Origin of the sequence: Cellvibrio sp. KY-YJ-3, assembly GCF_008806955.1 — a bacterium.
In the GTDB taxonomy this organism is placed as follows: domain Bacteria; phylum Pseudomonadota; class Gammaproteobacteria; order Pseudomonadales; family Cellvibrionaceae; genus Cellvibrio.
The window spans coordinates 724586-751137 of the sequence record NZ_CP031727.1; the positions used below are offsets into that span (position 1 = coordinate 724586).

Sequence of the window (26552 nt, forward strand, 5' to 3'; positions counted from 1 at the left end):
TTTTTTTGTACAGAATCACAAATTTGTCATTTGCTTTTTAGGTTGGCGTCAAAACAAACATCAGTAACTGGCAGCTGACCTAGACTGATCAGGAACGCTGCTTTTATAAGCCGTTTTTTGCGTGCAGATGTATCAGCCACAGCAATAAACCATCGCGATGTTTATTCTTTCTGTCGGGTATTAACACCCCTATTTGCACAGGACTGTTTATGGATACTTTAATCTTCTCGCAAACGGCGATTTTTCGCCTGCAACAATTAGCCAGCTGCATTTATCACAAAACAGGAATTCGCCATCGCATGGCGACACAAGAAGGAATGCTGGAACTGCTGCGCGATGGCAGCGCGTCACGCGATGCGGAGGTGCGCGAGTATTACGATTCATTTGTGCTGGAGTTAAACAAACGCCAGCTGGACATGCTGGAAGCGCGCAATGTAAAACTGCGCAAACCCTTTCACAGCTCAGTGATTGGCGGCGCCACTGTCAGCACTATCCGCAAGACAGCGTAAAAAACTCTGCCCTAATTGCTCCATCAACATGCGATAGCTGGATACTTGCTCATTACCCACAGGGTCCAGCATACCGATATTCAAGCCCAACGAATGCGCCATTTCCTCTAGCGAACTGCTGTTATGGTAGGGCTCCAAAAAGACACAACGCCCCTCTTTTGCTAGTACATCGCGCAATTCCTGCAAATGTTTCGCGCCCGGGCGACGCTCCGGCGTAAAGGTTACATAGGCCAATTGATGCAGGCCGTAATGGCTAACAAAGTGGCTGTAGCCCTCGTGATACACCGCAAAACCCAAGGGCTTTACCGGCGCCAACTGCTTGAGCAACTGCGCATCCAACTCCACTAACGACTGACTAAAACGCTCGGCATTGAGGGTAAATTGTGCACCCGACTCAGGCGCAATTTGAGTCAGGCGCTCGGCCAGTGCACGGGCGATAACCGCCGCATTGCGCGGATCCAGCCAGATATGTGGATCGCCGCTGGTGTGCTGATGCTGATTGTCGCGACTGGTATGGGCATGATCGTGATTATCGAGTTCAGGCCAAAATAAATCGCTCAAGCCATAGGTTGTCAGCACTTGTTGCGCCGGCAAACTGGCGAGTGGGCGCGCCAGAAAACTCTCCAATTCCGCTCCCACCCACAGCACCAAATCCGCATCGCGCAGGCGACGGTGATCGGACATTTTGAGCGGATAATCATGGGCTGAGGCTGTTACAGGCAGCAGAGTATCGATATCCGCATGACTGCCAGCCACCTCCTGGGCGATAAGCGCCAGTGGTTTAATGCTGGCCAACACCTTGGGTTTGGCCGCCGCCGTGCTCGCCAATGAACATAGCAACAACGCCATCAAGGTGCGACAAATAAAAGCCAGGGGGAAAACAAAACCCAAGCGGGGTAAACCCATGATTGTGAATCCTGTAACACCGCGCAACGGCGGCAGTGAAATAAATGCCCGAACAAAGGTTATATAGTAACATAGCCAACTCATTCCTCGCCTGCCCCACACAGAGATGGGCGCGCGCCAACCGACAGTGACAACGCTATGGAACACACACCGCTCGCCTGCAGCCATCACGATCACGGCCATTGTATTAGCGATGCATTAGAAGCCGCGCGCCAACTGTGCCTGAGCCGCGGTGTGCGCCTGACCGATTTGCGCTTGCAGGTGCTGGAGCTGATCTGGCAAAACCACAAACCGCTCGGCGCCTATACCCTGATGGAGATGTTGGCCAAAGCCAATACCCGCCGTGTGGCGCCGCCAACGGTATATCGCGCGCTGGATTTCCTGCTGGAGCAGGGGCTGATCCATCGTATTAATGTACTCAATGCCTTTATCGGCTGCCCGTCGCCCGGCACCAAACACCAGAGTCATTTTTTGATCTGCCGCGCCTGTGGCATTGCGGTGGAACTGGATCAACCGCAGTTGAGCGAACAAATTCTGGCGGTCGCGCAAGACGCAGGTTTTACCGTGGAAACCCAGGCGCTGGAAGTATCTGGACTCTGCGCCAACTGTGCCAACCACACACCTGAGCGAGCGACGGCATGAGTGAGTTATTGATTAAAGCCCGCGGCTTGGGTGTGCTGCGCAATGGACGGCAGATTCTGCAAAACGCCGATCTGGATCTCGCGGCAGGCAAAATCGTTACCCTGATTGGCCCCAATGGCGCAGGCAAAACCACGTTGGTGCGTGCCGTACTTGGGCTGATTAAGATCGATCAGGGCAGCATCGAAAAAGCAGCGGATTTACGCATTGGCTATATGCCGCAAAAGCTCCATTTGGATGCCAGCTTGCCGCTCACTGTGGCGCGCTTTCTGGCGCTGGGTGGCAAAGCGCGTGTGGATTTGGGTGAGATACTGCAACTGACCGGTATCGATAAACTGATCAATATGCCGATCCAATCCCTCTCGGGTGGCGAAACCCAGCGGGTATTGCTCGCGCGTGCGCTATTGCGCGACCCCCAACTTCTGGTACTGGACGAACCGGTGCAAGGTGTGGATGTGGGCGGCCAATCGGCGCTCTACGCATTGATTAACGAGATTCGCAACCAGCGCCACTGCGGCGTGTTATTAGTCTCCCACGACCTGCATTTGGTGATGGCAACCACCGACACCGTGATCTGCCTCAACCAGCATGTATGCTGCCACGGCCACCCGGAACAAGTCACCAATCACCCGGCCTACCTTGCGCTCTTTGGCGATGCGCTGGGCGGGGCGGTGGTGACGCCGCAAGTCGCCATTTACACCCATCACCACGATCACCAACACGATGCCCACGGTAACGTCATTAACGCCAAACCCGGCGACCATGTGCATACCAGCAGCTGCGGACACGACCACCATGCCTGATTTTTTACTGCTCGCCCTGCTCGCCGGTATTGCCGTGGCCCTGGTTGCTGGCCCACTGGGTGCCTTTGCCGTCTGGCGGCGCATGGCTTATTTTGGCGATACCCTCGCCCATTCGGCACTGCTGGGTGTGACCTTTGGTTTGCTGCTGGACATCAACCTCAACCTCGCCATAGCGCTGGGGTGCCTGTTATTGGCACTGATTTTGGTCGCCCTGCAAAACAATCGCTTTCTCGCCACCGATACGCTGCTGGGCATTCTCTCCCACTCCACTCTCGCCCTCGGTTTGGTATGTGTCAGTGTGTTTAGCGAGAGCCGCATCGACCTGCTCGCCTATTTATTTGGTGATATTTTGTCAGTCAGCCAAGGCGATGTGATCAGTATCTGGGTGATTTCGCTCGCGGTACTGGCGGCGCTGATCTGGCTCTGGCGACCACTATTGGCGATTACCGTACACGAGGAATTGGCGCAGGTAGAAGGTGTACCGGTGACGCGGGTGCGCACCGCACTGATGTTATTGATGGCACTGGTGATTGCGATTGCGATGAAAGTGGTCGGTGTATTGCTGATTACCGCGCTGCTGATTATCCCCGCCGCCGCCAGCCGCCGCCTGAGCCGCACCCCGGAACAGATGGCCATTATCGCCAGCCTGTTGGGCATGCTGGCCGTAGTTGCCGGTTTGGGCGCGTCCTATTTATGGGACAGCCCCGCCGGGCCCGCGATAGTGCTGTCAGCCACCGTTATGTTCAGCCTGACCCTGCTCAAAAAGCAGCAGAATTGAATCGGCGATGATCGGTTTGTAAGCCAAAGCGCACAAACAATAGCGAAATTTGCGACTGTTTTCACATTGTCGCCTGGTAGATACTGCGATCTGTCGTGCCGTACCCAATGACTGGAGTGGCGGCTAAATCAGCAAGGACAGAACCGATGACTACCCTCAATATTGGCAATCAGGCATACAACAGTCAGGATGTTGCGCACAAAGTGCAAAGCGACATCCAGTTTTTGGAGTCACGTATCGCCCTGCTGCGCGAGCAAACTAACCCCAACCCGCAAGTGCTGCAAATCTATGCACAAATGCTGGAGAGCCGTCAGGCCGTACTCGGCTGGCTCAACCAGAGTGAAATGCAAAAAGCCTTGGATAAATTGGGCTAGCTGTCACCCAAACTTCATCAAAATGTTGCGTTTCCGTCATGTTTTCGCCGCAATATGCTGCGAAACAGCTCAGGAAACGCACTATGAATACTTCTGCCAATCACCTCGCTGCTGCTCTAGCCCTACCTGTTGTCGCTGTGGACAACACCCCCAAACCCACCGCCAGTTTGATTAATGCGCGCACCGTGTGGATCTCCGATATCCACCTGGGTTTTCGCGATTGCAAGGCCGATTACCTGCTCGATTTTCTCAACCGGATTCACTGCGACACGCTTTATCTGGTGGGTGATATTGTCGATTTATGGTCGCTCAAACGCCGCTTCTGCTGGCCCGCCAAACACTATCAAGTAATGCTCAAATTCTACGAACTGGCCGCTAAGGGTATGCGTGTAGTCTATGTGCCAGGCAATCACGACGACCCCATGCGCCACTTCAGCGGCGAACTCTTTGGACCAATCGAAATCGCCCACGAACATGAATATGTCACCGCCGATGGCAAGCGTTTACTGATCATGCACGGTGATGCGATGGACGCCTACATCAATCACAGCTGGTTAAAACGCGTGATTGGCGATCACGGTTACGAGTTATTGCTGTTTATCAACCGCTGGTCAGACCGGCTGCGCAAGCTGGTGGGACGACCTTATTTTTCGCTCGCGGGTCTGATTAAAAGCAATATCAAAGGCGCCAAAGCGGCGATAGCAACTTACGAGAAAGAAGCCTTAGCGGAGGCAAAACGGCGCGGCTACGACGGTGTGGTGTGCGGACACATTCACTACCCGGCGCTGCGTGAAGAAGGGGGTTTGCGCTACGCCAATTGCGGCGATTGGATCGAAAGCTGCACGGCACTGGTGGAGGATCACCAGGGTGTGATGCGCCTGTTGCATCACAGCGACACCATTCAATGGCAGGAGCTGGAGCAGCTGCGCCAGGCTTAAGGCACAAGCTATACAACAAAAGGCGCCGCCACTGGCGCCTTACTCATCGAATTGTCATATTCATCCACTAAGCTGGCGCGCTAGTCCATCGCGAGAGTTGCCGCCATGCTTGACCCTCATCGGCCCGCCTCAGAGTCAGCGCCACTGGATGAACGTCTGACGTCTGCCACTGGGCCACTTAAACGTTATATCCAGCGAATTGCGCCAAACAGCAGCGATGCAGCGGATATCTACCAAGAATCTATCCTGCGGGTGATAGAGCAAGCCCGCACCCAACCACTGCGCAACCCGCTGGCCTATGCGGTGCGTATCGCGCGCAATTTGTTACTGAGTGGCAAACGCCAAACCCTGTCGCTGGAAACCCTGGATGACCTCAGCAGCCCGCTCCCCTGCCCGGAAGAACGCACCAGTCAACGCCAACGTGCCGAACTGCTTACCGGTTTTTTGGCGACCATGCCCGTCCAGCGGCGTGAAGTATTAATTCGTCGTCGCCTGCAGGGCGAATCACGCGAGCAGATAGCGGCGGCAATGGGCCTGAGCGAAGCGGCCGTTAAAAAACACATGACCCGCGCGCTCGCCGATTTGCAGCGTTTTTTAGACAACCATCGCCACTTTTAAGCCTTTTGATTGCAATGAATACGATTCCTGTGAATAGCGACAATGATGATTACCAGACGGCGGCCGAATGGCTGGAACAGCTGAGTGAACAACCGCTGGATGAACTTTCCAAACGCCGCCTGCTACTGTGGCTGGATAGCAATAACGAACGCCGCGCGCTGTTTGAACGCATGCTTAGCACTTGGGCTGACCCGGCGCTAACCCAAGCCGCGCATAGCCTGCTGGCTAGTCAGCAAACGCGCACAGCGGCTAGTGCCAGCGCAGGTTTCAGACGGGGCGCCGCCTGGGCCTTGTGCCTTACGCTCTGCGTTGCACTGCTGGTAAGCAATCGCTTTTTGGGCGAGGCACCTGCGGCCAAAACCCTGCCCTTTGCCACTGCCAACGGTATTCGCCACGACCTGCAACTAAGCGACGGTTCGCTGCTGGAGATCAGCCCGGCCAGCCGTTTGGCCATCACCCTTAGTGCACAGCAGCGCAACATCGAGCTGCAAGCAGGCGCCACCTATTTCCGCGTTGCCAAGGATAAAACCCGCCCCTTTGCAGTGACTATTGGTACTGCCAGTGTGGTGGCGGTGGGCACTGAATTTAATATCGACAAACGCCTGCATGAAACTGAAGTCACCGTTTATGAAGGCGCAATTGAAGTCCGCGCCAACCCCGCCGCCCAACCGCTACTGCTGCGGGCCGGTGAACGCGCGCTCATTAGCGCCAAAGGCGTAGAGACAGTGGCTGTCAATCTGGCCGAACTGGTGGATTGGCGCTCGGGCTGGCTGGAATTGCAAAACGGCAGTTTGGGGCTGGTGGTGGAGCAACTCAACCGCTACAGCCCTACGCCCATTCAATTGGCAGACCCCGCGCTCGCCAAGATTGCTGTCGCAGGCCGCTTTCGCCTCAAAGAGGTAGATACAACCCTGCAATTGATGGCCGAATTACATCAGCTCGAGCAGCGCCAGATCACCCAACAAGGCAAAGCCGTCATCCAACTGTTTGCCCGGCAGTGAAACCTTAACACCACACCATGAAATCCTCCGGCAGATACAGGCATTTACCGGGATTGATCGTCGCGGGTCTGCTGCTGACAAGCATGGGTACTACTCATGCACAGGCGGATGCCAAACTCCCGGCGGCCGCCACTGCACTCAACCTACCCGCGCAACCCCTGAGCGACGCCCTTACCCACGCGGCGCGCCAACTGCAGGTGAGTATTGTGTTCGACCCACGCGCACTGGCAGGTGCCACAGCACCGGCGCTACAAGGATATTTCAGCCCGGAGCAAGCACTGCAGGAATTGCTGGCAAACACCGATTTTATCGCCCTGCAGCGCCCCTCCGGCTGGTTGATTCAAACGCGTCCACCGCTCATCACCCCTGTGCCACCGGCAGTACCAACCAGCACAACGCAAACTGTGGAGCAGCTGTTGGTGCTAGGCAGTTACAGCAAAAACCAGCAGACAGCCATCGATCAGAAACGCCGCAATAATCGCTTCATGGAGAGCATTTTCGCCGAGGATATCGCCAAATTCCCCGCCCACAATATTGCCGAGGCGATTCAGCGCAGCCCCGGTATTTCGGTGGTGCGCGACCGCGGCGAGGCGCTGTTTTTAAGCATTCGCGGCCTACCCACCCAATTCAATCGCGTCAGCCTGAATGGCCACCCGCTCACGGTGAACGAAAATGTACGCAACTCCGAGCAGTACGGGCGCCGCTTCCACTACGACACCTTCCCCGCCGAGTTGGTGGCCGGGGTTGATGTGCGCAAAAGCACAGCGGCGGGCGATGAAGAAGGTGCAATTGGCGGCAGTGTGGATATCCGCTCCTTTGCGCCGCTGAGGATTGGAGAGCCGCGCCTGAGCCTGAGTGCAAGCGCCAACAGCGCCGAGCTAGTGGGCGATTGGCGCCCCAAGTTGGCGGCGCTGGGCAACTGGGTCAACGGCGACCGAACGCTAGGTTTTACTCTCGCAGGCGCTTACAACCAACGCCATTTGCGACAGGATCGCGCACTCAACTTCCGCTGGCAGCACCTATCTGTAAACCAATTGCCAACAGGGGGCGACCGCGACATGTTAGTCACCCCCGCCGGGGTGCGCCCCACCCTGGAACTGGAACGGCGTGAACGCTTGGGGTTGAGCAGCAGCTTGCAGTGGCACCCCAACGAATCCTGGCAGTTGGATGTGCACTGGCTGCAGCTGCACCAGCAGATCGATTATCAGGAATACAGCTACAGCGCCGACTATGACAGCGAGGGATTGCTGAACGATACCCTGCAAACCCGCGGCAATGCCTTGGTCGCGGGCAGCACCGACACCGGCTCAGTGCAAATCGGCCACGAATCTGCCGGCTTGGAAGATAACAATCGCATGCTGGATATCGCCCTCGGCTGGCAGGGCGACGACTGGCAACTCAGCACCAGTTGGGTGAACAGCCGCGCCAGCAGCGGCAACCCAGAGGCGGTGAAACGCACCCGCCTGCGCCGCACCCGGGATGTCAGTTTCAGTTTTGATTACACCGCCACCAACGCACTACCGCAGATTGATTACCAGAATATAAACCTGCTCGACCCCGGCAATTTCCCCGGCCGCCGCCTGGAATGGCGCAGCACCCGCAGCACAGACAGCGACAATGCGCTCAAGCTGGATAGCACCCGCACACTCGATCACCCGCTCTGGCACAGCCTGGACCTAGGCCTGCACTGGCGCCGCCACAGCCGCGACTACTGGCGCAAGGATCGCCTCGTGAGCGAAGGCATAACCGGCGTTTATTTCCCCAGCGACTATTTTGTCGCCCTGCCGGTCGCTGACTTTTTGGGCAATACCCGCCGCCTGCCCCACAACTGGTTGGTGCCCAAGGCGGAAAAATTTTGGCAAGGTGTTGATGAACAAGCGTTTTATCAATCCTCCTTAAGCAACGAGGACTTACAAAATAGCTACCGCATTAGAGAGGACAGCCACGCGCTTTATCTCCAGCTGAATTTGGATGCCAGCCAAGGCCGCTGGCCGCTACGCGGCGATATAGGATTGCGCTTGGTGGCAACCGACCAACAGGCACAGAGCGGCGTACAAACCGCGACCAACGAGCAGCGCTATCAGCAGACCTATAGGCAACTGCTGCCAGCTGCAAATCTGGTGGTAGAGTTGGATGAACAATTACTCTGGCGCTCCGCACTGGCAAAGGTGATGGCGCGCCCCGAGTTTCAGGATCTGGCGCCAAGGCTCACCCTCAACTCCGGCGACATAGCCACCGCCACCGGCGGCAACCCGGAATTAAAACCCGTCACCGGCTGGCAATGGGACAGCGCACTGGAATACTACCCTGCCGAAAAAATGCTGTTATCGGCAGGGATATTTGCCAAAAACCTGGATAATTTCTTCCAAACCAGCACCCGCACACAAGTGATTAACGGCACTGCCTACGAACTCACCCGCCCCGACAATGGCGCCCGCGCCGACATCGCCGGCATCGAACTCGCGTGGCAACAAACCCTGCCCGAACCACTGCAACACTGGGGTGTAAACGCCAATTACACCCACACCTGGACGCGCGCCAGCTATCGCACCGCTACAGGCACTAGCGACAACTCAAGCACTAACATCACCCGCGACCGGCTCGCCGATGTGGCGCGCAACAGCGTTAACCTGGGAATTTACCGCGAAACCGACCACTGGCATTGGCGCGCCCACTACAGCTGGCGCGATCAAGTACTCAATCAGGTCGCCAGCAGTAACCTCGCGGCACAAAACATAGAAGCTTTCGGCACCCTGGACATGCACCTGAGCTGGCAGCTGAATTCCAATCTCAGCCTCAGCATGGACGCCACCAACCTCACCAACGCCGCCCAGTGGGAAAGTGTGTTGGATGGCGAATTCGCTGGTTACACCCATTACGGGCGCAGTTTTTGGGTGGGTGTTAGCTTTAAACTCTGAACCTGATATCAAAGGGAATTAGCCCAACTTATCAATCCCCTTGGCGCGGCTGCGCAGGTTGCCCCAGGGGCCGGTGATGGCGAGGGTGAAGCCGGGGCGTTGGATGTTGACGAACAGCGTAGTGCCGTCGGGGGAGAAACAGGCGCCACAGAATTCACCTTTGTCGGGGTGGGCGTTCATCGCGAGGGTGTAGATGCGCCCGTCCGGAGTGAGGCCGCGCAGGTAGTTCACCGTATCCGGGTTTTCCGAGTAGCTGTCTTCGCAGATGATCAGGTCGCCCCAGGGTGCCACGGCGATGTTGTCGCAGGATTCCAAAATGGCACGGTTGTGGGTTTCATAGACTAATTCCATCACCCCCGGCTGCTCTGTTTCGCGCGCCGTGCCTTCAAACGCGCTGGGCTGATAGCGCCACACCTGGCCGATTTTGAGCGGGCCGCCACCAGTCGCCGCAAAGAGTACTTCGCGGGTTTTGTCGTCGCGCAGGGCAAAAGCCAGACCTTCGCCGCGTGCAAAAATCGCCGCGCCTTTGGCTTCACCGCGAGTATTCAAATCACCCTCGGGGGAGGTGACATTCTCCAGGTCGATCCACTCGCATTCAAAGCGCTGGCGCATAGCAACGGGTTGCGCATTCTTGTCCTGCGCGTCTTCCGGCCAGTTGCGGGTATTGGCACTCGGCCAGCCGCGAATGACCAAGGCTTGCAGCTGTCCGCCCTCCGCCAGTTTGCCCGGGGTTTTGGGGATAAAGCGGTAAAACAGGCTGCGATCCGTATCTTCCGAGAGGTACACAATGCCGTTGGTGCTATCGACCGCCGCCGCTTCGTGTACAAAACGCCCCATATCCTTGAGCGGCACCGGGTCGACCAAGCCCTTGCCGAGTGACGGCACTTCAAAGATATAGCCGTGTTCGCGGCCGTAGCCCTGGGCTTTGCCGACCAGCGTCTCCTCACAGCTGAGCCAACTGCCCCAAGGCGTGGCGCCACCGGCACAGTTGCGTGCGGTGCCCACCAAACTCAGGTGACTGCGCTCCACCCGCTGGCTGCGATGGCTGTAAACCAGGGTGCTGGTGCCGCCATTGACGGGCAGACCGCCGAAGCTGTCGTAACCTTTGCGGCCGACATGTTTGCGCGCCAAATCCTTATCGCCGCCGAAGGCATCAATTTCCTCGCCCACGGAATCCAGTTCGTGGTTGCGCACCAGAATGCATTTGCTCAGATCACCCGGCAGCGGGAAGGCGGCCATACCGTCCATCGCGCTGGGGGTAATCAACCCATCGCTCATGCGGTCGCCGGTGCGGGCGATAATTTTGTAACTGAAATCGCGCGGCAAATTGAGAATGCCCGCCGGGTCGGCCAGCAGCTGGCCGACTTTATCGATCCCGTAAACCGGGTCTTGGGCGTAGACCTGTGCCTGCAGTTGCAAACTGCGCAGGCCGCCCAGTGCGATGGCGGTAGCGCTGGCATTTTTAAGAAAGTGACGACGGGTTAAACGCATAAAAAAACATCCACAAAAGTAAATAACAGACATTGGAAAACCAGCGCTGTTTTTGACGCAAAAATATGACTATTAGATGACAACCAAGCACAGCACCAAAAAAAGGCCGAGCTGAAATGACTGCCAAGCCTGAAATTGGGAAATGCAAACTTCGTCATACCCGCGAACGCGGGTATCCATAAAATGCCTCTGGACTCCTGCGTTCGCAGGAGTGACGAATGGCTTAGAAACTGGCGCGCACCCCCAAGGAATAGGTGCTGCCGTAGTCGGTATAACTGCGGAATTCATCGCCCTGCACAAAATCCTGCTGGGCTTGGTCGGTGATGTTGATACCTTCCACAAATACCGTGACATTGTCCGACAGGTCATAAGACGCGCTTAAATCCAGGGTGCCGAACTCCGCTTTGTTTTCCGAGGCGAGGCTGTTGGTGCCAATCTGGTTCAACACACCATCGCGCCAGCTGTAGCTCAGGCGCAGACCGAAGCCGTCCTTTTCATAAAAGGCGGTGATGTTGTAGCTGTTTTTGGCGACATCTTCCAACTCGCCTTTGACCGATTTGTCGTTGTCCACATAGACGGCGCTAGAGTCGGTCCAGGTGTAGTTGGCCTGCAGACCCAAGCCGTCAAACGGCGCGGGCAGTTGGTCAAATACCTGTTGATAAGCCACTTCCATCCCGGTCACTTCGGCGTTGGAGCCGTTGACCTTGGAGCTGAGTTCATAGACCACGCCGTTGAACAGCAAATCCGACTTTTGGGTTTGGATAAAGGTGTCAATATCCTTGTAGAAAATACCGGCCGAGAGCGCGGTTACCTTGTCCAGATACCATTCCAGCGTCAGGTCGTACTGCCAGGCTTCAAAGGGGTTGAGCAGCGGGTTGCCGCCACTGGCGGTGTTGACGTCACCGGAGTTAAAGGTCAGGCGCGGCGCCATGTCTTGCAGATCCGGGCGGGTAATTACCTTGGCCACGGCAGCGCGGGTGAGCAAATCGTCCGTCCAGTTGAGGGTGAAGTTGGCCGAGGGCAGCACATCGGTATAGTCCTCGTCAAAGCTCACCGGCGTAGTCACACCGCCTACAGACGCATGACCGGAAGAGGTCTGTTCAGTTTGGGCGACGCGCACACCGACATTACCCTTGAGCGGCAAACCGCCCAGCTGGTGCTCCATATCCACCATCCCATAGGCCGAGGTGATGGTCTCTTCGATGCGGTAGGAGTTGCGCAAATCGCCCGAGGACAGGGGCGCTGCCAAGTCGGTCGCGCTGGGGTAGTTGCTCCAGAATTTACTTTCGTCCGGCACCAGCCACAGGGTGGGGAATTCGCCTTTGGCATCGCCGAGGAAAACGCTCACCGGGAAGGGTTCAAAGTAGCTCTCGTCAAACACTTCACCTTCAATGCCATTGATCAACACCAAGTCGCGGCGGTCATAGTTGCGCGAACGCTCACGCAGTTTGATGCCAGTGGTGAATTTGGTGAGGCCGGCGACATTCAGCTCGCGCTCGGCATCAAACTTAAGCGCCTGCTCTTCGTCTTCCGCGCGAATTGTGCGCCATTCCAAACGGCGCCCCAACCACTGCTCGGGGTCGGTCAAGTCGGCGTTTTGATAGGTGATGCTGGGTACCGAGTCGCCATCCACTTTGGGGAAGTAGAAATCAAAGGCCACGCCGCTGGTGCGACGGAAACGGGTGCGGATAATCGGGTCGGCGTCTTCACTGTCGGCGGTGGAGTGGAACAGGTCGCCGGAGAGTTTCCAGTTGCCCAGATAGAGCGCGCCGTTTAAGCCCAACGCCAGATTTTCATCGTTGATGCCCGAACTTTCGCGGCCGATTTGCACTGCGCCATCGGTGGTGGAGCCGCCAATCAAGGCGCCATTGCGGATCACCGCCGAACCGGGGGTAAGTTTGTTGAGGTTGTAATCCGCGCTGTAGGTGAACTCGTCGTAGTTCACTGTTTGGTCAACGTAGAAAATATCGAAGTTAACTTCGGCTATGTCACTCGGGCGCCATTGCAAGGCGGAGGCTATACCCACGCGCTCGCGGTCTTCCAATTCCAGGGTGGGGCGAATGCCGCCGGGGGTGATGATGGGGCCGGAATCCACTGTGCCATCGCCGTCAGTATCTATGCCAGCGGATTGGGTCCAGCCAAAGTTGAGCGAGCGATCCTGACGCACACTGCGCTCGGCGTAAGCGGCGGAAACCAGCGCGCCAAAGGTGCTGTCGCTGTTGCTCCAACTCGCCAAACCGGACAGACGCGGGTCAGTTTTATCGGCTAATTCAGAGTGGCTGGCTTGCAGCGAGCCGGTGTATTTGCTGCCGTCCAAATCCAGCGGCTTGAAGGTTTTGATATTGACCGTGCCGCCGATGGCGCCTTCATCCAAATCGGCGGTGGGGCTTTTGATCACTTCCACGCTGGAGACCAGCTCGGCAGGTAAAGTGTCAAAACGGAACTGGCGACCGAACTGCCCGGAGGTGCGCACGTTTTCGTTGACCGCCATGGCGCGACTATTGAGGCTGGTCACTTGGAAGTTGGAACCCAGACCACGCACCCGCACATACACACCTTCGCCACGGTCGCGCACCACTGCCACACCGGTCACGCGCTGCAAAGCTTCCGCGATATTTTGTGCGGGGAATTTGCCTATATCTTCCGAGGCGATGGCATCCACCACGCCGGTTGCATTGCGTTTGGTGTCCAACGCCGATTGCAAACTTCTGCTGTAACTACCCTGCACGACCACTTCTTCGAGCAGATCATTTTGTACGGCGCTAGTTTGGGCAACAGTGTTTTGGGAAAAAACAGAAAGGCTGGTCAAGGCAATACTGCCGATGGCAGCGGCCAATAAATTGCTAGGAAAAAATGGGGTTTTCATGAGTCTCTCTCTGGTTGGTTGTATTGGCCGCAAGGCCTCTGGCAACTACCAAGAGAGAGCTGGAACGAAAAAGGGGACACATTTTTTTATATTTTTAACGGCGCGTTCAATTCACCGTTTTTGTCATGCAACTGCAACTTGCCACTGGTTGAATAGCGCGTTTTTTACGCCTCCAGCGCTTGTAACGCCACTGCCACCACAAAGCCCAGCGCCGCAATCAACCCCGACATCTCATGGGTTTCGGCAAAGGCTTCAGGGATCATGGTTTCCACCACCATCGCAAAAATACCGCCAGCGGCCACACAGGTGATCAGCGCTTTTACCTGCAGCGGAGCAGCGCCAAAAAACACCGCGCCCAGAATCGCAAATACACCCGAGCAAAACGCGATGCCGCCCCACAGACGCAACATAAACCAGCCGCTGCGCCCGGCACGACGCATACCGGCAGTGCTGGATAGCGCCTCGGGAATATTGGAGATAAAAATCGCGGCGATGGTGGCCAAACTGAGTTTGCCTCCGCTCGCCACTAGCAACCCTATGGCGATGGATTCCGGGATGCCGTCCAGCAGGGTGCCAGCGGCTATGGCAACACCGGTATTTTCCGCCGCCGGTTGCTGGGTGTGGGAGCGTTTGCGGTGTTTTACACCGGGGCTATTCAACCGATGATTCACCAGCGAGAACACCAGTGCGCCACCCATAAAACCACCGGCAATCCACAGCACACTGGCCTGCGCCAGCGCCTCGCCCACCAATTCAAAACTGAGCGCTGCAACCAGAATACCGCTGCCAAACGCCATGACATAGGCGACAGCTTTGGGCGGGAAGCGGATAAACCACCCCAAAAGCGCGCCGATCAACAGCGCACTGGAGGCGACAAAGCCCCAAAATCCCGCCTCCAGCCATGCCGGTATCACTGGGGGTCAAACCAGCAGCGCACATTGTCCGGCAGAGGCACGGATTTTCCGTCCACTGCACTCACCCACACCACTTTGGAATAGCCTTCAGCGGCGGGTGTATCCGGGTGGGACTGGGTGTAAACCAGGTACTTGACCATAAAGCTGGAGCGCCCCGGCTCACTCAAAAACACATCGATACGCAGCAGTTCCGGGTGGAAAATCGGACGCAAAAAAGTGCAGCCAATAGTGACCACCACCGGATGGGTGTCACTTTTGAGTGGCAGGCCTTTTTCCAGCATCCACTGGAAACGCGCCTCTTCAAAATAGCGAAAATAGAGGGTGTTATTCACATGGCCGTAAGCGTCCATATCGCCCCAGCGCACGGGAATCTGGCAGGAATAAAAGGGTTTAACAGCGGTTTCGTTACTCATAATGGCTCCTTAGTTTGCCTTCCTTGGGGTAAAACTGACTTCCATACTGCCCAGACCAGCATAGTCGATCTTGATCGCACTATTCACCGGTACTTCAATCACGCCGGCATAGGAACCGGTAATCACCGCCTGCCCGGCCACTATGCCCTCGCCGCGGCTGCGCAGAAATTCCGCCAGCCAGTAGAGCGGCGCACGCGGATGGGTATTGGGGTGCTGGCCCTGGCGCTCAATTATTTCGCCGTTAGCGCAGGTCATGGTCACGGTAAAACTGCTGGCGCTACGCGCGTTGCGGGAATCCACTTCCGGGCCGATAAACAGGCCCTGATTCACCAAACCGTCGGCGAGCATTTCGGGGAATTCACAGCTGGACGGGTCGGTGTAGCGGCTGTTGATCAGCTCCAGCGCCATGTGGGTGCGGGCGATGGCGGCATCCACCTCCTCCGGGGTATAGGGTTCAGGGCGCGGGGGCAGATCCCGCCCAAAGAAAAACGCCAGTTCCGGTTCGATGCGCGCACGCTCGCCCTCTGCTGTCGTTTTAGTCCACAGGCTCACCGGCGGAACCGAATCGATAGTGCGGGTATAAATAGGGCCGACGATCAGTTTGTCCTCCGGCGGCAACAGGCATTTCCAACCGCCAATGCTGTCGTCCATTTGCTCGCACCACTGCTCGCTCACGGCAGCCTGGATCGCCAGCGCCTGTTCAATGTTTTGCGGGCGACAGGAGGGCGCCAAACGCTCCCCCTGGGTTCCGGCAATACGCCGTACAACTAGTACTTTTGCTGCCTCGGCGGCAGGGAATAATTCGGTCATGGGCTCTCTCGCTGGTTGATGGGGTGTGGCTCTTATCGCCGGCCACTAAAAACAGTTTCACTATAAACAAAAAACCCCTCGCAAAAGGGGTTTTGATCACGCAGTTTTAGACTGGCGCCGCACTAGTGGTGGGGCGCCAGTTCGTTCGCGATGTGCTTTAAATCGTCGCTGCTCTCAATAATATTGGCCACCGTGGTGTAGGCCTTTTCCGGATCCAAATGCAGGTCTTCAAACACTTGTGGTGGAATCGCTAACTTGGGGCCACGGCCGATGTTGTGTTGGTGCAACAATCGCTGGGCGACAAAAATCAACTTGGCGTATGCAGCATATTCACCCTGGTAATGCGGGTTGGCCTGATAGCGCAACCCAACCACGACTTCCTCCGGCATTGACCAGAGCGACATCAGTGAAGCCGCCAATTGCTCGCGGGTAATACCCAGTAAATGGCGTTCAATAACCTGATGCTCAACATGGGGGTTGGCATCGGCCAATTCACAGTAGTTGTGGAAGTAAGGCGGAAACACTTCCGCCAGAATCAGATAACCGAAGTTGTGCAACAGGCCACAAAGGTAGGCCATGCCAAAACTGGGGCGGTGATCACGCGGGATTGCCGTCACCAAACCTTCAATAGTGGCCGCCATGTATACCGCTTGTTGCCAGTAAGGCAGTGCACCATGCGGGCCTTCTTTGGGGATGGTCATGGCCTTGCCAAGGGACAAACCCAGTGCGAGGTTGAGTACCATGTCAAACCCCAGCACACGCACTATGGCATCGTGGATGGATTTGATTTTTCCCGGCGCAGAATAATAGGGAGATGCCGCCCAGCTGACGACCTGCGCTGCGAGGCTCGGGTCAGTCTCCACGATTTGCGCCAAATCGCTGATATCCGCATTGGGGTTTACTCGCAATTTGATGATGCGCTGGGCGGTATCGGATAAGGGCGGTAATTCCAGGGTTTCTTCCAACCGCTGTTTGATACGCAATTGGGTGAAGTTGCGCACCGCACCCAGAATCTGGTCGCTATCGCTACTGCGGGTATCGTCAATTTCCAGCGGCTCCAGCGGTACGGCGAAATCGCAAATAGTCGCGTCATCCATAATCTGTTGGAATTCTTCGCGGCTGAAACGCAGTAATTGCTGCTCATCGCCCGAGTCGGCCAACAGCTCACTGCGCTCGACCAGGCTGCGGTCAATCAGGGTCAACAGCCCCGCCAACTTGGGCAGCGCGGGTATGGATTGTAAATTGTGGGACAGGCAAAACTTGTGAATATCCTCCGGCTTGGCGGCGTGAAGTTCGCGCCCCAGCTGCCGGTTCACGGCCTTGAGATCCAACAGGCGGTCGGCGGCAAAAATCACCTGCACACGGCCTTTGGTGTCTTGCAGTATTACGGATTTGGCTGCGCTCATAGTGCGTAGATGCTGGTCATGCCAGAGCGCTCGTTCATTCTCATCGAACGGCACCTCAGACACCTGATAATGCACATTCTGTTTGCTGAGCAATGATTGAACACTGGAAGGGACTGGCACGGCCTACTCCTCTTATTGACGATAACTGATTGATATACATAGGGTTAGGCGACTCCTGAGCTAGTCGTGAACGGGAGTGTAATGCAGTAAAAACATTTCTCATATAGCGCACGAAAAGAATTGTTAGCACCCGCTGGCCCTTGCACACGTGTTTTCAAGCATAGCCGAGATTTTGGAGGCAAGAATGACAAACAAGGGGCAATGGCGAATAAATGCGCCAAAAATACGACAATCATTCCTGCTTATGCAGAAAAATACGCCAAACCGTCAAAAGCAATCAATACCCCTGTGTTAAAACCAGCCCTATTAAGCAAACCCTAGACCTGAAGATAGCGCTGGTTTTGCCCCAACCAACGCAATACTAATTGTTCGCAAAGTTGCGGGTAATCGCTCATTAGTAACAGCGCGGCATCTTTTACTACCGGCAGTAAATGGCCATCGCGCTGCAGGTCGGCGATTTTGAATTGCATCTCACCCGTCTGGCGCGTACCCAGCACCTCGCCGGGGCCGCGCAACTGTAGATCCTGTTCGGCGATATAAAAACCGTCGCTGCTTTCGCGCATCACCCGCAAGCGCTCGCGCCCGTTGTGCGATAGCGGCGAGCCGTATAAAAGTACACAGTGGCTGGCCGCCGAACCGCGCCCCACTCGCCCGCGCAGCTGGTGCAACTGGGCAAGGCCGAGGCGCTCGGGGTTTTCGATAATCATCAAACTGGCATTGGGTACATCCACCCCTACTTCAATCACCGTCGTCGCCACCAGTAAATCCAATTCATTGGCTTTAAAGGCCGCCATCACCGCCTCTTTTTCCGCGGGTTTCAAGCGCCCGTGGATTAGCCCAATACGCAGCTGTGGCAGGGATTCCGTGAGGTTCGCCGCAGTGGCCTCCGCCGCTTGCGCCTCCAGTGCCTCGGACTCTTCGATCAGCGTACACACCCAATAGGCCTGCCGCCCCTGTTCACAGCCCAGGCGCACCCGCTCGATCACCTCCTCGCGGCGGTTGTCGCTAATCACCACCGTAGTAACCGGCGTGCGACCGGGCGGTAGCTCATCGATCACCGAGCAGTCCAAATCCGCATAGGCGCTCATCGCCAAGGTACGCGGAATGGGGGTAGCAGTCATAATTAGCTGATGGGGGCGCAGCAACCCGGAGCGGTGCTGTTCGTCGCTGTTAGTACCTTTTTCGGAGAGTGTTAGCCGCTGATGCACGCCAAATCGATGCTGTTCATCAATCACAATCAAACCCAAGTTGGCAAAACTCACCGCCTCCTGAAACAGCGCATGGGTGCCAACCACCACCTGTGCTGCGCCGCTGGCAATCGCCGCCAATTGGCGGCGGCGCTCCGCCACTTTGAGTTTGCCAGTGAGCCAGCCGAGCTGGATACCCAGCGGCTCCAGCCATTTGCCAAAGTTGAGGCGATGTTGTTCGGCAAGGATTTCGGTGGGCGCCATAATCGCCGCCTGCTTGCCCGCCGATACCGCTGCCAGCGCTGCCAGTGCCGCCACCACCGTTTTACCCGAGCCCACATCGCCCTGCACCAAGCGCAACATGGGAATCGGTTTAGCCAAGTCAGCGGCGATTTCAGCCACCACCCGGCGCTGGGCGCGGGTCAGGTCAAACCCCAAACCGGCAACAAACCGCTGCTGCAAGGCGGCATCCAGCTTCAAACGGGCGGCGCCATCAGCCTGGGTTTCGCGGCGCAGCAATAACAAACTCAGGTGATGAGCAAGCAGTTCCTCAAACGCCAACCGCTCTTGGTAAGGGTGTTCGCCATCCATTAACTGCTGGATATTGGCGCTGGTGGGCGGCTGATGTAAGTAGCGCAGCGCCTCGGCCAGCGGCACCTGATTGAGCTGGCGGCGCACCACCTCGGGCAGCAATTCTTTCAGCGCGTGTTTGTCCAGCCAGGTCAATGCCTGCACTGCCAGCGAGCGCAGGCGCGGTTGGGTCAAGCCTTCGGTGGCGGGGTAAATCGGGGTGAGCGACTGTTCCAGCGGCAGCGGCGCGGCGCTATCCAGCTCGTCGTATTCGGGGTGGTACATCTCCAAACCCGCGGCGCCGCGGCGTGTCTCACCAAAAATACGCAGGCGTGTGCCCTGCACCAACCGCTGTTTTTGCGCATTGTTGAAGTGATAAAAACGCAGGGTAATAGTGCCAGTGCCGTCCTGCACCTTGCATACCAGACTGCGGCGCTTGCCAAATACCACGTCGCAGGCGCGCACCTCCGCCTCCAACACCGCATTGATATTGGGCTGTAGCGCGCCAATCGGCGTAATACGGGTGCGATCCATATAGCGCAGGGGCAGATGGAGCAGAATGTCTTGCACGCTAAACAGGCCGATCTTTGCCAATTTAGCCGCTAAAATGGCACCAACCCCCTTAATCGCGGTGACCGGGATCTGGTCGAGAGTTTTACTGGTATTGATGGCTATGCTCACATTGGACATCAAAGATCATGCCTAATGGCGACAGGCCTTGATCGCCGTGCGCAGCGCGTCAATCGCTTTGTGACGGGGGAAACTCGCGCGCCAGGCCAGAGCCACAGTGCGGCTGGGTGAAGGTTCGGTAAAGGGGCGAGTGACCAGTACTTCGGCGCTGTAGAGTGAACTTTCAGCGGCAGACGCGGGCAGAATGGTCAGGCCGAGACCCGAGGCCACCATGTGGCGCAGGGTTTCAAGGGAACTGCCCTCGGCGGCGGTGCGCACGTTGCTGCTATTGGCGCTGGCTTCGGCGCTGTGTTGCAGGCTAGGGCAGGTGGTGAGCACCTGATCGCGGAAGCAATGGCCTTCGCCGAGCAATAACAGCTGCTCACTATTGAGATCGAGCGGGTCGATGGCGGTTTTGGCGGCGAGAGGGTGATCCTTGGGCATCAATACCACAAAGGGTTCGTCGTACAGCGCCTGGGTGACTACGTCCGGTTCCACAAATGGCAGGGCGACAATAATCACATCCAGCTCGCCGTTGCGCAGTTTTTTGCGCAGGTTGTGGGTATAACCCTCTTCCACATAGAGCGGCATTTTGCTCGCCAACTGTTGCAGGTGGGGAATAAACTTGGGCAACAAGTAAGGCCCAATGGTGAAAATCGCGCCCACCGACAGCGGGCTGCTGAGCTGGTCTTTACCGGCGTCGGCCAGGTCTTTAATCGCCGCGGTCTGCTCCAACACTAAATTGGCCTGGGCGACAATTTGTTCGCCGAGTGGCGTGGGCTGCACCCGCGACTTGGTGCGTTCAAACAGGGCTACCCCCAGCTCGTCCTCCAGCTTTTTCACCGCAATACTCAAGGTGGGCTGGCTAACGTAACAGCGGTCGGCGGCACGGCCAAAATGTTGTTCCTGGGCAAGGGTGACTATGTAGCGCAGTTCGGTCAGGGTCATAATACAGCTCCGCAGGATGGGCTTTTTTAAAAAGCGAGGGCGTTTCTTGGAATAGCCTAAAACTATCAGATAAGCAACATTTATCAAATACTAATTAACGCAACTTCACACCATCGCACCATCACACTATCACCCAAATGAAACCGAACCTATGAATGAACCTGTGTTGAGTGAAAAGTTATTAATTATCGGCTGCGGCGATATAGGCCAGCGCCTCGCACAGCAACTGGCGCCGCGCGGCTATGACATAACCGGCCTGCGCCGCCGCGCTTGCAGCGACCTGCCCTACCTCCGCTATCGCCAGTGTGATGTCACCCAGGCCGGGCAACTGGCGCCGATCCTGGCTGAGGGTTTTGACGTGATTGTGATCAGCATGACGCCCGCCGAGCGCAGCGATGCGGGCTATCAACAAGCCTATGTGCAGAGCTGCCAGCAGTTGGTTGTAGGGCTAAAACAACAGACACACACACCGCGCCTGATCCTCTTTGTGTCCAGCACGGCGGTTTACGGCCAAAACGATGGCAGCTGGGTGGATGAAACATCGCCCACCCAGCCCGAGGGCTTTAGCGGTCAACGATTACTGGAAGCGGAGCAAACCCTGCTTAATAGCGGATATAACAGCAGTATCCTGCGTTTTAGCGGCATTTACGGTCCCGGCAGGAATCGCTTGATTGAGCAGGTGATCAACCACCGCGCCTCCGCCAGCCCTCATTACACCAATCGCATCCACGTTGAGGATTGCGCCGGGGTGCTCGCCCACCTGATCGAATTGGCCAAAGTTCAAGCGCTGGAGCCAGTTTATCTGGCCACGGATTCCAGCCCCACCCCCATGCGGGAGGTGGTGAGTTGGATTGCGCAGCAACTGGATCTTAGCGACTTTTTGGCCGCCGATGCCGTCAACGAACGCGGCAATAAACGTATTAGCAACCAGCGCTTACTCAGCACTGGCTACGTACTGCGCTACCCGGATTTCAGGCTGGGCTATCGCGAGTTAATCGCCGACTATCGCCACTAATGGGCGGGTTGGAGGAACGGAATCAATCCATCCACTACCAGTTTGGCGGTGACGGCAGCGCCCTCGGGCTGGAAGTGGGTATTGTCCTTGAGGCCGTCGGGATAGGCCGGATACTTGCCGGCGGGCAAGTTCATAAAATAATGGCTGCTGACGTAGGCTTCGCCCTTGGCGCTAAAAAATTCAGCCGATAACAAACCCAAATCCAGCAGCGGTACCGCTAACTCCTGCGCCACGTCCCGGGCGGCGGCGGGATAGTCGCCGTGCGCATTGCCCAATTTACCCTCCATCCAAGGGTAGTTGCGGCTCACCGGGGTGAGCACTACCGGCCGTGCTTGTCGCTCCCGAGCCTGCTGCACAAACAAGCGCAAATACTGTTTATAGGCGGCGATGTTGGTGTAGCGCTCGGTTTTGTCGACGGCGGCATCGTTGTGGCCAAACTGTATCAATACCCAATCACCCGGCTGCAGGTTGCGATAAATTTCATCCCACCGCCCCTCTTCAAAAAAAGTCCGTGTGCTGCGCCCACCGCGCGCTTTATTCGCCACAAGCAGTTGTTTTGCACCAAAGAGCTGCTGGCGCTGCGCCACTGGCAGCACATCAAGTTGCGCCTGCAACGCCTGGCCCCAGCCGGTGACCGGGTGGCGTTTGGCTTGATAGTCTTCATTCAAGGTGTGGTCAGCGGCGGTGGAATCCGAGGCGATATAAATAGTGCTACTACTGGTCTTGGGCAATTGACTGCAACCGCCCAAGACTAAACACAGGCTCATCAACACAACATAGATTTTCACAGACTACTCCTGGTTGTTAAAAAAACCGGAGCACAGGGCTCCGGAAAGGGTCATTGGCATCATGACAACAGCGGGGAAACTGCCGGCTTACACCGGCAGGTGGTACTTTCAATTACCTAAACACAATCACCTGAGCGGGCTTAGAACTTGTAGCGCGCACCCAGGTAGTACTGACGGCCCGTATGCGAGTATCTGAGCGGGGTCATTAGCTCGGAGTTATCGTAACGGTCATCAAACTCATCGGTCAGGTTGATGGCTTCAAAGGTCATGGTCAGCTGGTCGCTCAACTTGTACGACATATTAAAATCGTAGTTAGTGGTCGCTTGCTTACCCTGCACATCAGCGGTGTAGACATCATTACCATCCAAATCAAAACCCAGCTCGGGCACCAGAATGCCGGTCAGGTAGCGGTCGCGATAGGAAGTGGAGATACGCGCGCTGAAGGTGCCATCATCGTAGTAGAAGGTGGCGTTATAGGATTTGGGCGACATATTCACCAGATCATTGGTCTTATACACCGTGGTCACTTCACGGGTAGTGTTGTTCACAGAACTGCTTTCCACATAATCCAGTTCCGACTCCACCTGGGTGTAGTTTGCCTGGAAACCAAAGTTCTGCCACAGGCCGGGCAGGAAGGTGAACGGCTGCTGATAAGTCAACTCAAAACCCTGCAGCGGACCGCCGGGGGTGTTGTAGTAGCTCTGAACACTGAAGGATTCATTGCCATCAAACCCTTCCGGCAGTAGTTCCACTGGCCAGCCGGTCTGGTCCCAGGTTTGCACCTGACGCACGCGCTGGATATAGCTCTTGATGTCCTTGTAAAACACCGCTGCCGACAGCAATGCACCCTCGGAGAAATACCATTCCGCACCCAAGTCGTAGGTATCAGCGCGGTAGGGGTTTACCTGGGGGTTGCCCGCATTGATGCTGTAGAGCGCATCGTCATTGCTATAAGTGCTGGGGTTGCCGCTGATGGTGGGCGACAAGTGGTTGAGGTTAGGGCGCGCCATGGTTTTAGCCGCGCCAAACCGCAATACCACATCCTCGGCCAGATCCCAGGCGAGGTTGATGGAGGGCAGCCAATCGTCGTAGTCATGGGTCGCCTCAATCGGTAAGTAATAACGCATACCCGGGGTCGCCGTTGCACTGGCGATACCGTAAAACTCCTCACTGCCCTCACAATTATTGTCGCCCGCCGGGATGGCCGGAATGGCAGGTGTAGTGTCTGTGGCCGGTACCGCGCGCACGCCGGGACAGGTCACATAACCGGAGGAGGTAATATTAGTTTTGCTGTAGCGTGTGCCCAGGTTGCCGCGCAGGTCGCGATCCCAAAGATTGGCGGTAAAATCGATTTGGAAATAGGCGCCGTAGGTTTCTTCGTTCACGTCATAATTATTGCCCGAAGCACCAAAGTGACCAACGCTGGCCAGGGTGTAGTTACCGCCGGGTTGCCCGTTATCCTCATTGTTGTAGATGCCGAGCAGATCGGCGACCTGACCAAAGTCGGGTACCAGCCAGCTGTCCACTGCACCATCCAACCCTTTGCCATAACCATCCAATACTTCACTGATATCGGCAACTGTCACCCCGCTGGGCAGGGCTTGGGGCAAGAGGCCATAACTCAGATGGCGGAACTCCTGCGAGCGCATGGTGTAATCCTTGTAATTGACACCCGCGGTAAATTTCACCGCGTCATTCAGGTCGTAACTTAAATCGACCTTAGCCGTATCAAAGGTGTTATCCACATACATTGGGTTCAGACGCACTTCGCTGATATTGGAACCACGCGCCGAACCGTTGGAGTTTACGGGTACTTCGCCGTAACCCAGCCAGTCCCAGTTGTTGCTGTCCGTCAAGTCAAAGGGGAATACCATCGTGGGTTCTTTGAAACTCTGGCGCGCATCCCATACAAAACCGTCAAGGTCGGTATTGTCGAGGGTAATCAGCGAGTTGACCGGGCGCTCGTAATTGGACTCGGAAGTACCCACAATCGCATCCAGACGCAACTGGTCGTTAAACTCATGCTCCATGCTCAGGCTGTACTGCGCAAACTCGGTAGTTTCTTCAAACATCGCCGATTCGGTGCGGAAATCCACGTTATCCATCACCGCGTAAGTCAGGCGATTCAGTGAATCCTTCTCTGCTTCACGCACGACAATCTGGGTTTTACCCCCCAAATTTACCGCGCGATGCAGGTTGACCCCCAGGGTATCCTCGCGCTGGTTTTTTTCGTAATTGGAGTAAAGGATATCCAGGTTAAACAGCGTGGAATCACTCGGCTGGAATTGGAAAGCCGCGGTCACACCCAAGCGGCTCAAGTCATGCTCCTGACGGCGCCAGCCAGGGTAGCGCGGGTGCCAGGATTCCGTTGCGGTTTCATAGGCGGCGATATTTTCCGGCGTATTGGCCGGGCGCGGCAGGCCTGTGGCACAGTTGTTCTCATCGATACCAAAAGTGCCGTAGCCGTTATTGCGATTGAGGTTGGCTGCACTGCCGGTTTCATTGCTAATCGGGTTGCGCGGTGTTTGTGGGTCATAGCCCACTGGCGAGCAAAAACCGTACATGTTGTTCGGATTGGCAATCCCCGTTACCGGGCGACCAGTATTGGCGTTGCCGCCAGTACCAAAACCATTGCCCCAGTCAAAGCGCACCGGGTTGAAGCCCTCTTCCAAAATTTCCCGCTCGCTGTAAGACAGCGACATTAAGGCACCAAAGCGACCATCCTCGGTTTTATTGCTGATCAATCCAGAGAAACGGGGGTCGGTGCTTTCACTCAGTTCGTTGTAACCACCCTGAGCGCTAGCTGAAAACTGAAAGCCATCAAAATCAAAGGGGCGCGATCCGCGTAAATCCACGGTAGACCCCAAAGAACCCTCATCGATTTGAGCTGATTGGGTTTTATTCACCTTCACCTCACTAAAGAGTTCGGAGGCGAAGGTATTGAAATCAAAGCCGCGACTGCGGTTGGGACCGTTGGAGCCCTGCCCGGCGGTGGACAAGGCCTCCAGGCCATTGATGCGTACCCGGGTAAAATCCGAACCCAAACCGCGGATCGAAATCTGGCGCCCTTCGCCACCATCGCGGTCAATAGAGACGCCGGCGATGCGCTGCATGGATTCTGCCAGGTTCATATCGGGGAATTTACCTATATCTTCGGCAACAATCGCATCCACCTGGGTGGTGCTATTGCGCTTGATATCCAGTGCCTGCGCCAAACTGGCGCGGTAGCTACCGGTTACTACCACTTCTTCCAAATCTTTATTGTTCTCTTGCGCAAAAACAGCCGGAGCACTCGCTGCACAGGCAATGGCAACTGCCAGCAATTTTTGGTGATAGGTGTGAGTTGTGGCCGCAGGGGCCTTGTCTTTGTTGAACACAGCGTGATCTCCCTCATTATCTTTATGGTTTTGGTATCAATCATTAACTTCATCAATCACAACCCCCGAGAATAATGCTTAAAACTATTCCCGGATGATGCTAACTCGAAAAAGCTAAGTTTTAGTATAAAAGACCATTTGATAAAAAGAGTCAACAGCTTGGAGGTTGGTCGCAAAATAAGGCGCCAAACAGGAAACATATCCTAAAAATGGGGCTTTTATATTGAGTGGAATTTGAAACAAGGCGGCGAGCGATCAATTTAATGGAGCTAATTTGATTAGCACGCAATTTTTGTCATCTATCGGGTTATCCAGCCATGTTCTTTACTTACGGCACAAGTGAAAACGATTACATATTGTGCGATGGCAAAACTGATCAAGTTACATGGGGCACCAGATCAAAACTGGCGCCAATATCAACATAAAAGAACAGATTTTTTCCTTAGTTGCCGCAAAGGAATTTACTGGAGGGGCAGATTTGCTACCTGCCCTGC

Annotated in this window: 21 protein-coding genes; 10 read left to right on the forward strand and 11 right to left on the reverse strand. The window is 56.1% G+C overall.

Annotated features, from left to right (window positions below):
* Positions 1–209: 209 nt before the first annotated feature.
* The gene (locus tag D0B88_RS03115) at positions 210–509 is read left to right on the forward strand and encodes a hypothetical protein (protein WP_007639390.1); all 300 of its coding nucleotides are present in this window, start codon (positions 210–212) and stop codon (positions 507–509) included.
* On the opposite strand, the gene D0B88_RS03120 is transcribed toward D0B88_RS03115, so the two are convergent.
* Positions 462–1415, reverse strand: a complete 954-nt coding sequence (locus tag D0B88_RS03120; protein ID WP_151054959.1) for a zinc ABC transporter substrate-binding protein — start codon at positions 1413–1415, stop codon at positions 462–464. The genes D0B88_RS03115 and D0B88_RS03120 overlap by 48 nt on opposite strands.
* Positions 1416–1553: 138 nt before the next feature.
* On the opposite strand from D0B88_RS03120, the gene D0B88_RS03125 reads away from it, so the two are divergent.
* The 8 genes from D0B88_RS03125 to D0B88_RS03160 all read left to right on the forward strand — a co-directional run bounded on the left by D0B88_RS03125 (position 1554) and on the right by D0B88_RS03160 (position 9484).
* The gene (locus tag D0B88_RS03125; protein ID WP_151054961.1) at positions 1554–2057 is read left to right on the forward strand and encodes a Fur family transcriptional regulator; all 504 of its coding nucleotides are present in this window, start codon (positions 1554–1556) and stop codon (positions 2055–2057) included.
* Complete coding sequence (gene znuC, locus D0B88_RS03130; protein ID WP_151054963.1) at positions 2054–2857, forward strand: zinc ABC transporter ATP-binding protein ZnuC; 804 nt, start codon at positions 2054–2056, stop codon at positions 2855–2857. The genes D0B88_RS03125 and znuC overlap by 4 nt, the downstream gene beginning before the upstream one ends.
* The gene (gene znuB, locus D0B88_RS03135; protein ID WP_007639377.1) at positions 2850–3635 is read left to right on the forward strand and encodes a zinc ABC transporter permease subunit ZnuB; all 786 of its coding nucleotides are present in this window, start codon (positions 2850–2852) and stop codon (positions 3633–3635) included. Before znuC ends, znuB begins: the two co-directional genes overlap by 8 nt.
* Before the next feature lie 146 nt (positions 3636–3781).
* Positions 3782–4009 (forward strand): hypothetical protein, encoded by a 228-nt coding sequence (locus D0B88_RS03140; RefSeq protein ID WP_007639376.1) that lies wholly within the window; start codon positions 3782–3784, stop codon positions 4007–4009.
* Between the two features lie 83 nt (positions 4010–4092).
* A complete protein-coding gene (locus D0B88_RS03145) occupies positions 4093–4947 on the forward strand; it encodes a UDP-2,3-diacylglucosamine diphosphatase (RefSeq protein ID WP_151054967.1) in 855 nt (284 codons plus the stop codon).
* Between the two features lie 105 nt (positions 4948–5052).
* The gene (locus D0B88_RS03150; RefSeq protein WP_151054969.1) at positions 5053–5565 is read left to right on the forward strand and encodes an RNA polymerase sigma factor; all 513 of its coding nucleotides are present in this window, start codon (positions 5053–5055) and stop codon (positions 5563–5565) included.
* Positions 5566–5579: 14 nt separating this feature from the next.
* On the forward strand, positions 5580–6566 hold the full coding sequence (locus tag D0B88_RS03155) for a FecR family protein (RefSeq protein ID WP_151054971.1): 987 nt from the start codon (positions 5580–5582) through the stop codon (positions 6564–6566).
* A gap of 83 nt (positions 6567–6649) precedes the next feature.
* Positions 6650–9484, forward strand: a complete 2835-nt coding sequence (locus D0B88_RS03160) for a TonB-dependent receptor (RefSeq protein ID WP_191966510.1) — start codon at positions 6650–6652, stop codon at positions 9482–9484.
* Between the two features lie 18 nt (positions 9485–9502).
* Here the strand turns inward: D0B88_RS03160 and D0B88_RS03165 are convergent, their stop codons facing one another.
* The 8 genes from D0B88_RS03165 to D0B88_RS03200 form a co-directional block, all read right to left on the reverse strand.
* Positions 9503–10975 (reverse strand): alkaline phosphatase PhoX, encoded by a 1473-nt coding sequence (locus tag D0B88_RS03165; RefSeq protein WP_151054974.1) that lies wholly within the window; start codon positions 10973–10975, stop codon positions 9503–9505.
* Between the two features lie 223 nt (positions 10976–11198).
* A complete protein-coding gene (locus tag D0B88_RS03170) occupies positions 11199–13841 on the reverse strand; it encodes a TonB-dependent receptor (RefSeq protein ID WP_151054976.1) in 2643 nt (880 codons plus the stop codon).
* A 164-nt stretch (positions 13842–14005) separates the two neighbouring features.
* Positions 14006–14755: a ZIP family metal transporter gene (locus D0B88_RS03175; protein ID WP_007639357.1), complete on the reverse strand. Its 750-nt coding sequence runs from the start codon at positions 14753–14755 to the stop codon at positions 14006–14008.
* The gene (locus tag D0B88_RS03180) at positions 14752–15168 is read right to left on the reverse strand and encodes a thioesterase family protein (protein WP_151054978.1); all 417 of its coding nucleotides are present in this window, start codon (positions 15166–15168) and stop codon (positions 14752–14754) included. The genes D0B88_RS03175 and D0B88_RS03180 overlap by 4 nt, the downstream gene beginning before the upstream one ends.
* A 9-nt stretch (positions 15169–15177) precedes the next feature.
* A complete protein-coding gene (locus D0B88_RS03185) occupies positions 15178–15978 on the reverse strand; it encodes a hydratase (protein ID WP_151054980.1) in 801 nt (266 codons plus the stop codon).
* A 122-nt stretch (positions 15979–16100) separates the two neighbouring features.
* On the reverse strand, positions 16101–17504 hold the full coding sequence (locus D0B88_RS03190; protein WP_151054983.1) for an HDOD domain-containing protein: 1404 nt from the start codon (positions 17502–17504) through the stop codon (positions 16101–16103).
* Positions 17505–17821: 317 nt separating this feature from the next.
* Positions 17822–19951 (reverse strand): ATP-dependent DNA helicase RecG, encoded by a 2130-nt coding sequence (gene recG, locus D0B88_RS03195; protein ID WP_151054985.1) that lies wholly within the window; start codon positions 19949–19951, stop codon positions 17822–17824.
* Positions 19952–19963: 12 nt separating this feature from the next.
* Positions 19964–20878, reverse strand: coding sequence for a hydrogen peroxide-inducible genes activator (locus tag D0B88_RS03200; protein ID WP_007639348.1), 915 nt, complete (start codon positions 20876–20878; stop codon positions 19964–19966).
* 151 nt (positions 20879–21029) lie between these two features.
* Between D0B88_RS03200 and D0B88_RS03205 the strand changes: the two genes are divergently transcribed.
* Positions 21030–21893, forward strand: coding sequence for an SDR family oxidoreductase (locus D0B88_RS03205; protein WP_151054988.1), 864 nt, complete (start codon positions 21030–21032; stop codon positions 21891–21893).
* Here the strand turns inward: D0B88_RS03205 and D0B88_RS03210 are convergent.
* Together D0B88_RS03210 and D0B88_RS03215 are read right to left on the reverse strand one after the other, a co-directional pair.
* Positions 21890–22681: a rhamnogalacturonan acetylesterase gene (locus D0B88_RS03210; RefSeq protein ID WP_151054991.1), complete on the reverse strand. Its 792-nt coding sequence runs from the start codon at positions 22679–22681 to the stop codon at positions 21890–21892. The two genes, D0B88_RS03205 and D0B88_RS03210, sit on opposite strands and share 4 nt — an antisense overlap.
* A gap of 140 nt (positions 22682–22821) precedes the next feature.
* Positions 22822–26058, reverse strand: a complete 3237-nt coding sequence (locus D0B88_RS03215; RefSeq protein ID WP_151054994.1) for a TonB-dependent receptor — start codon at positions 26056–26058, stop codon at positions 22822–22824.
* Between the last annotated feature and the right edge of the window lie 494 nt (positions 26059–26552).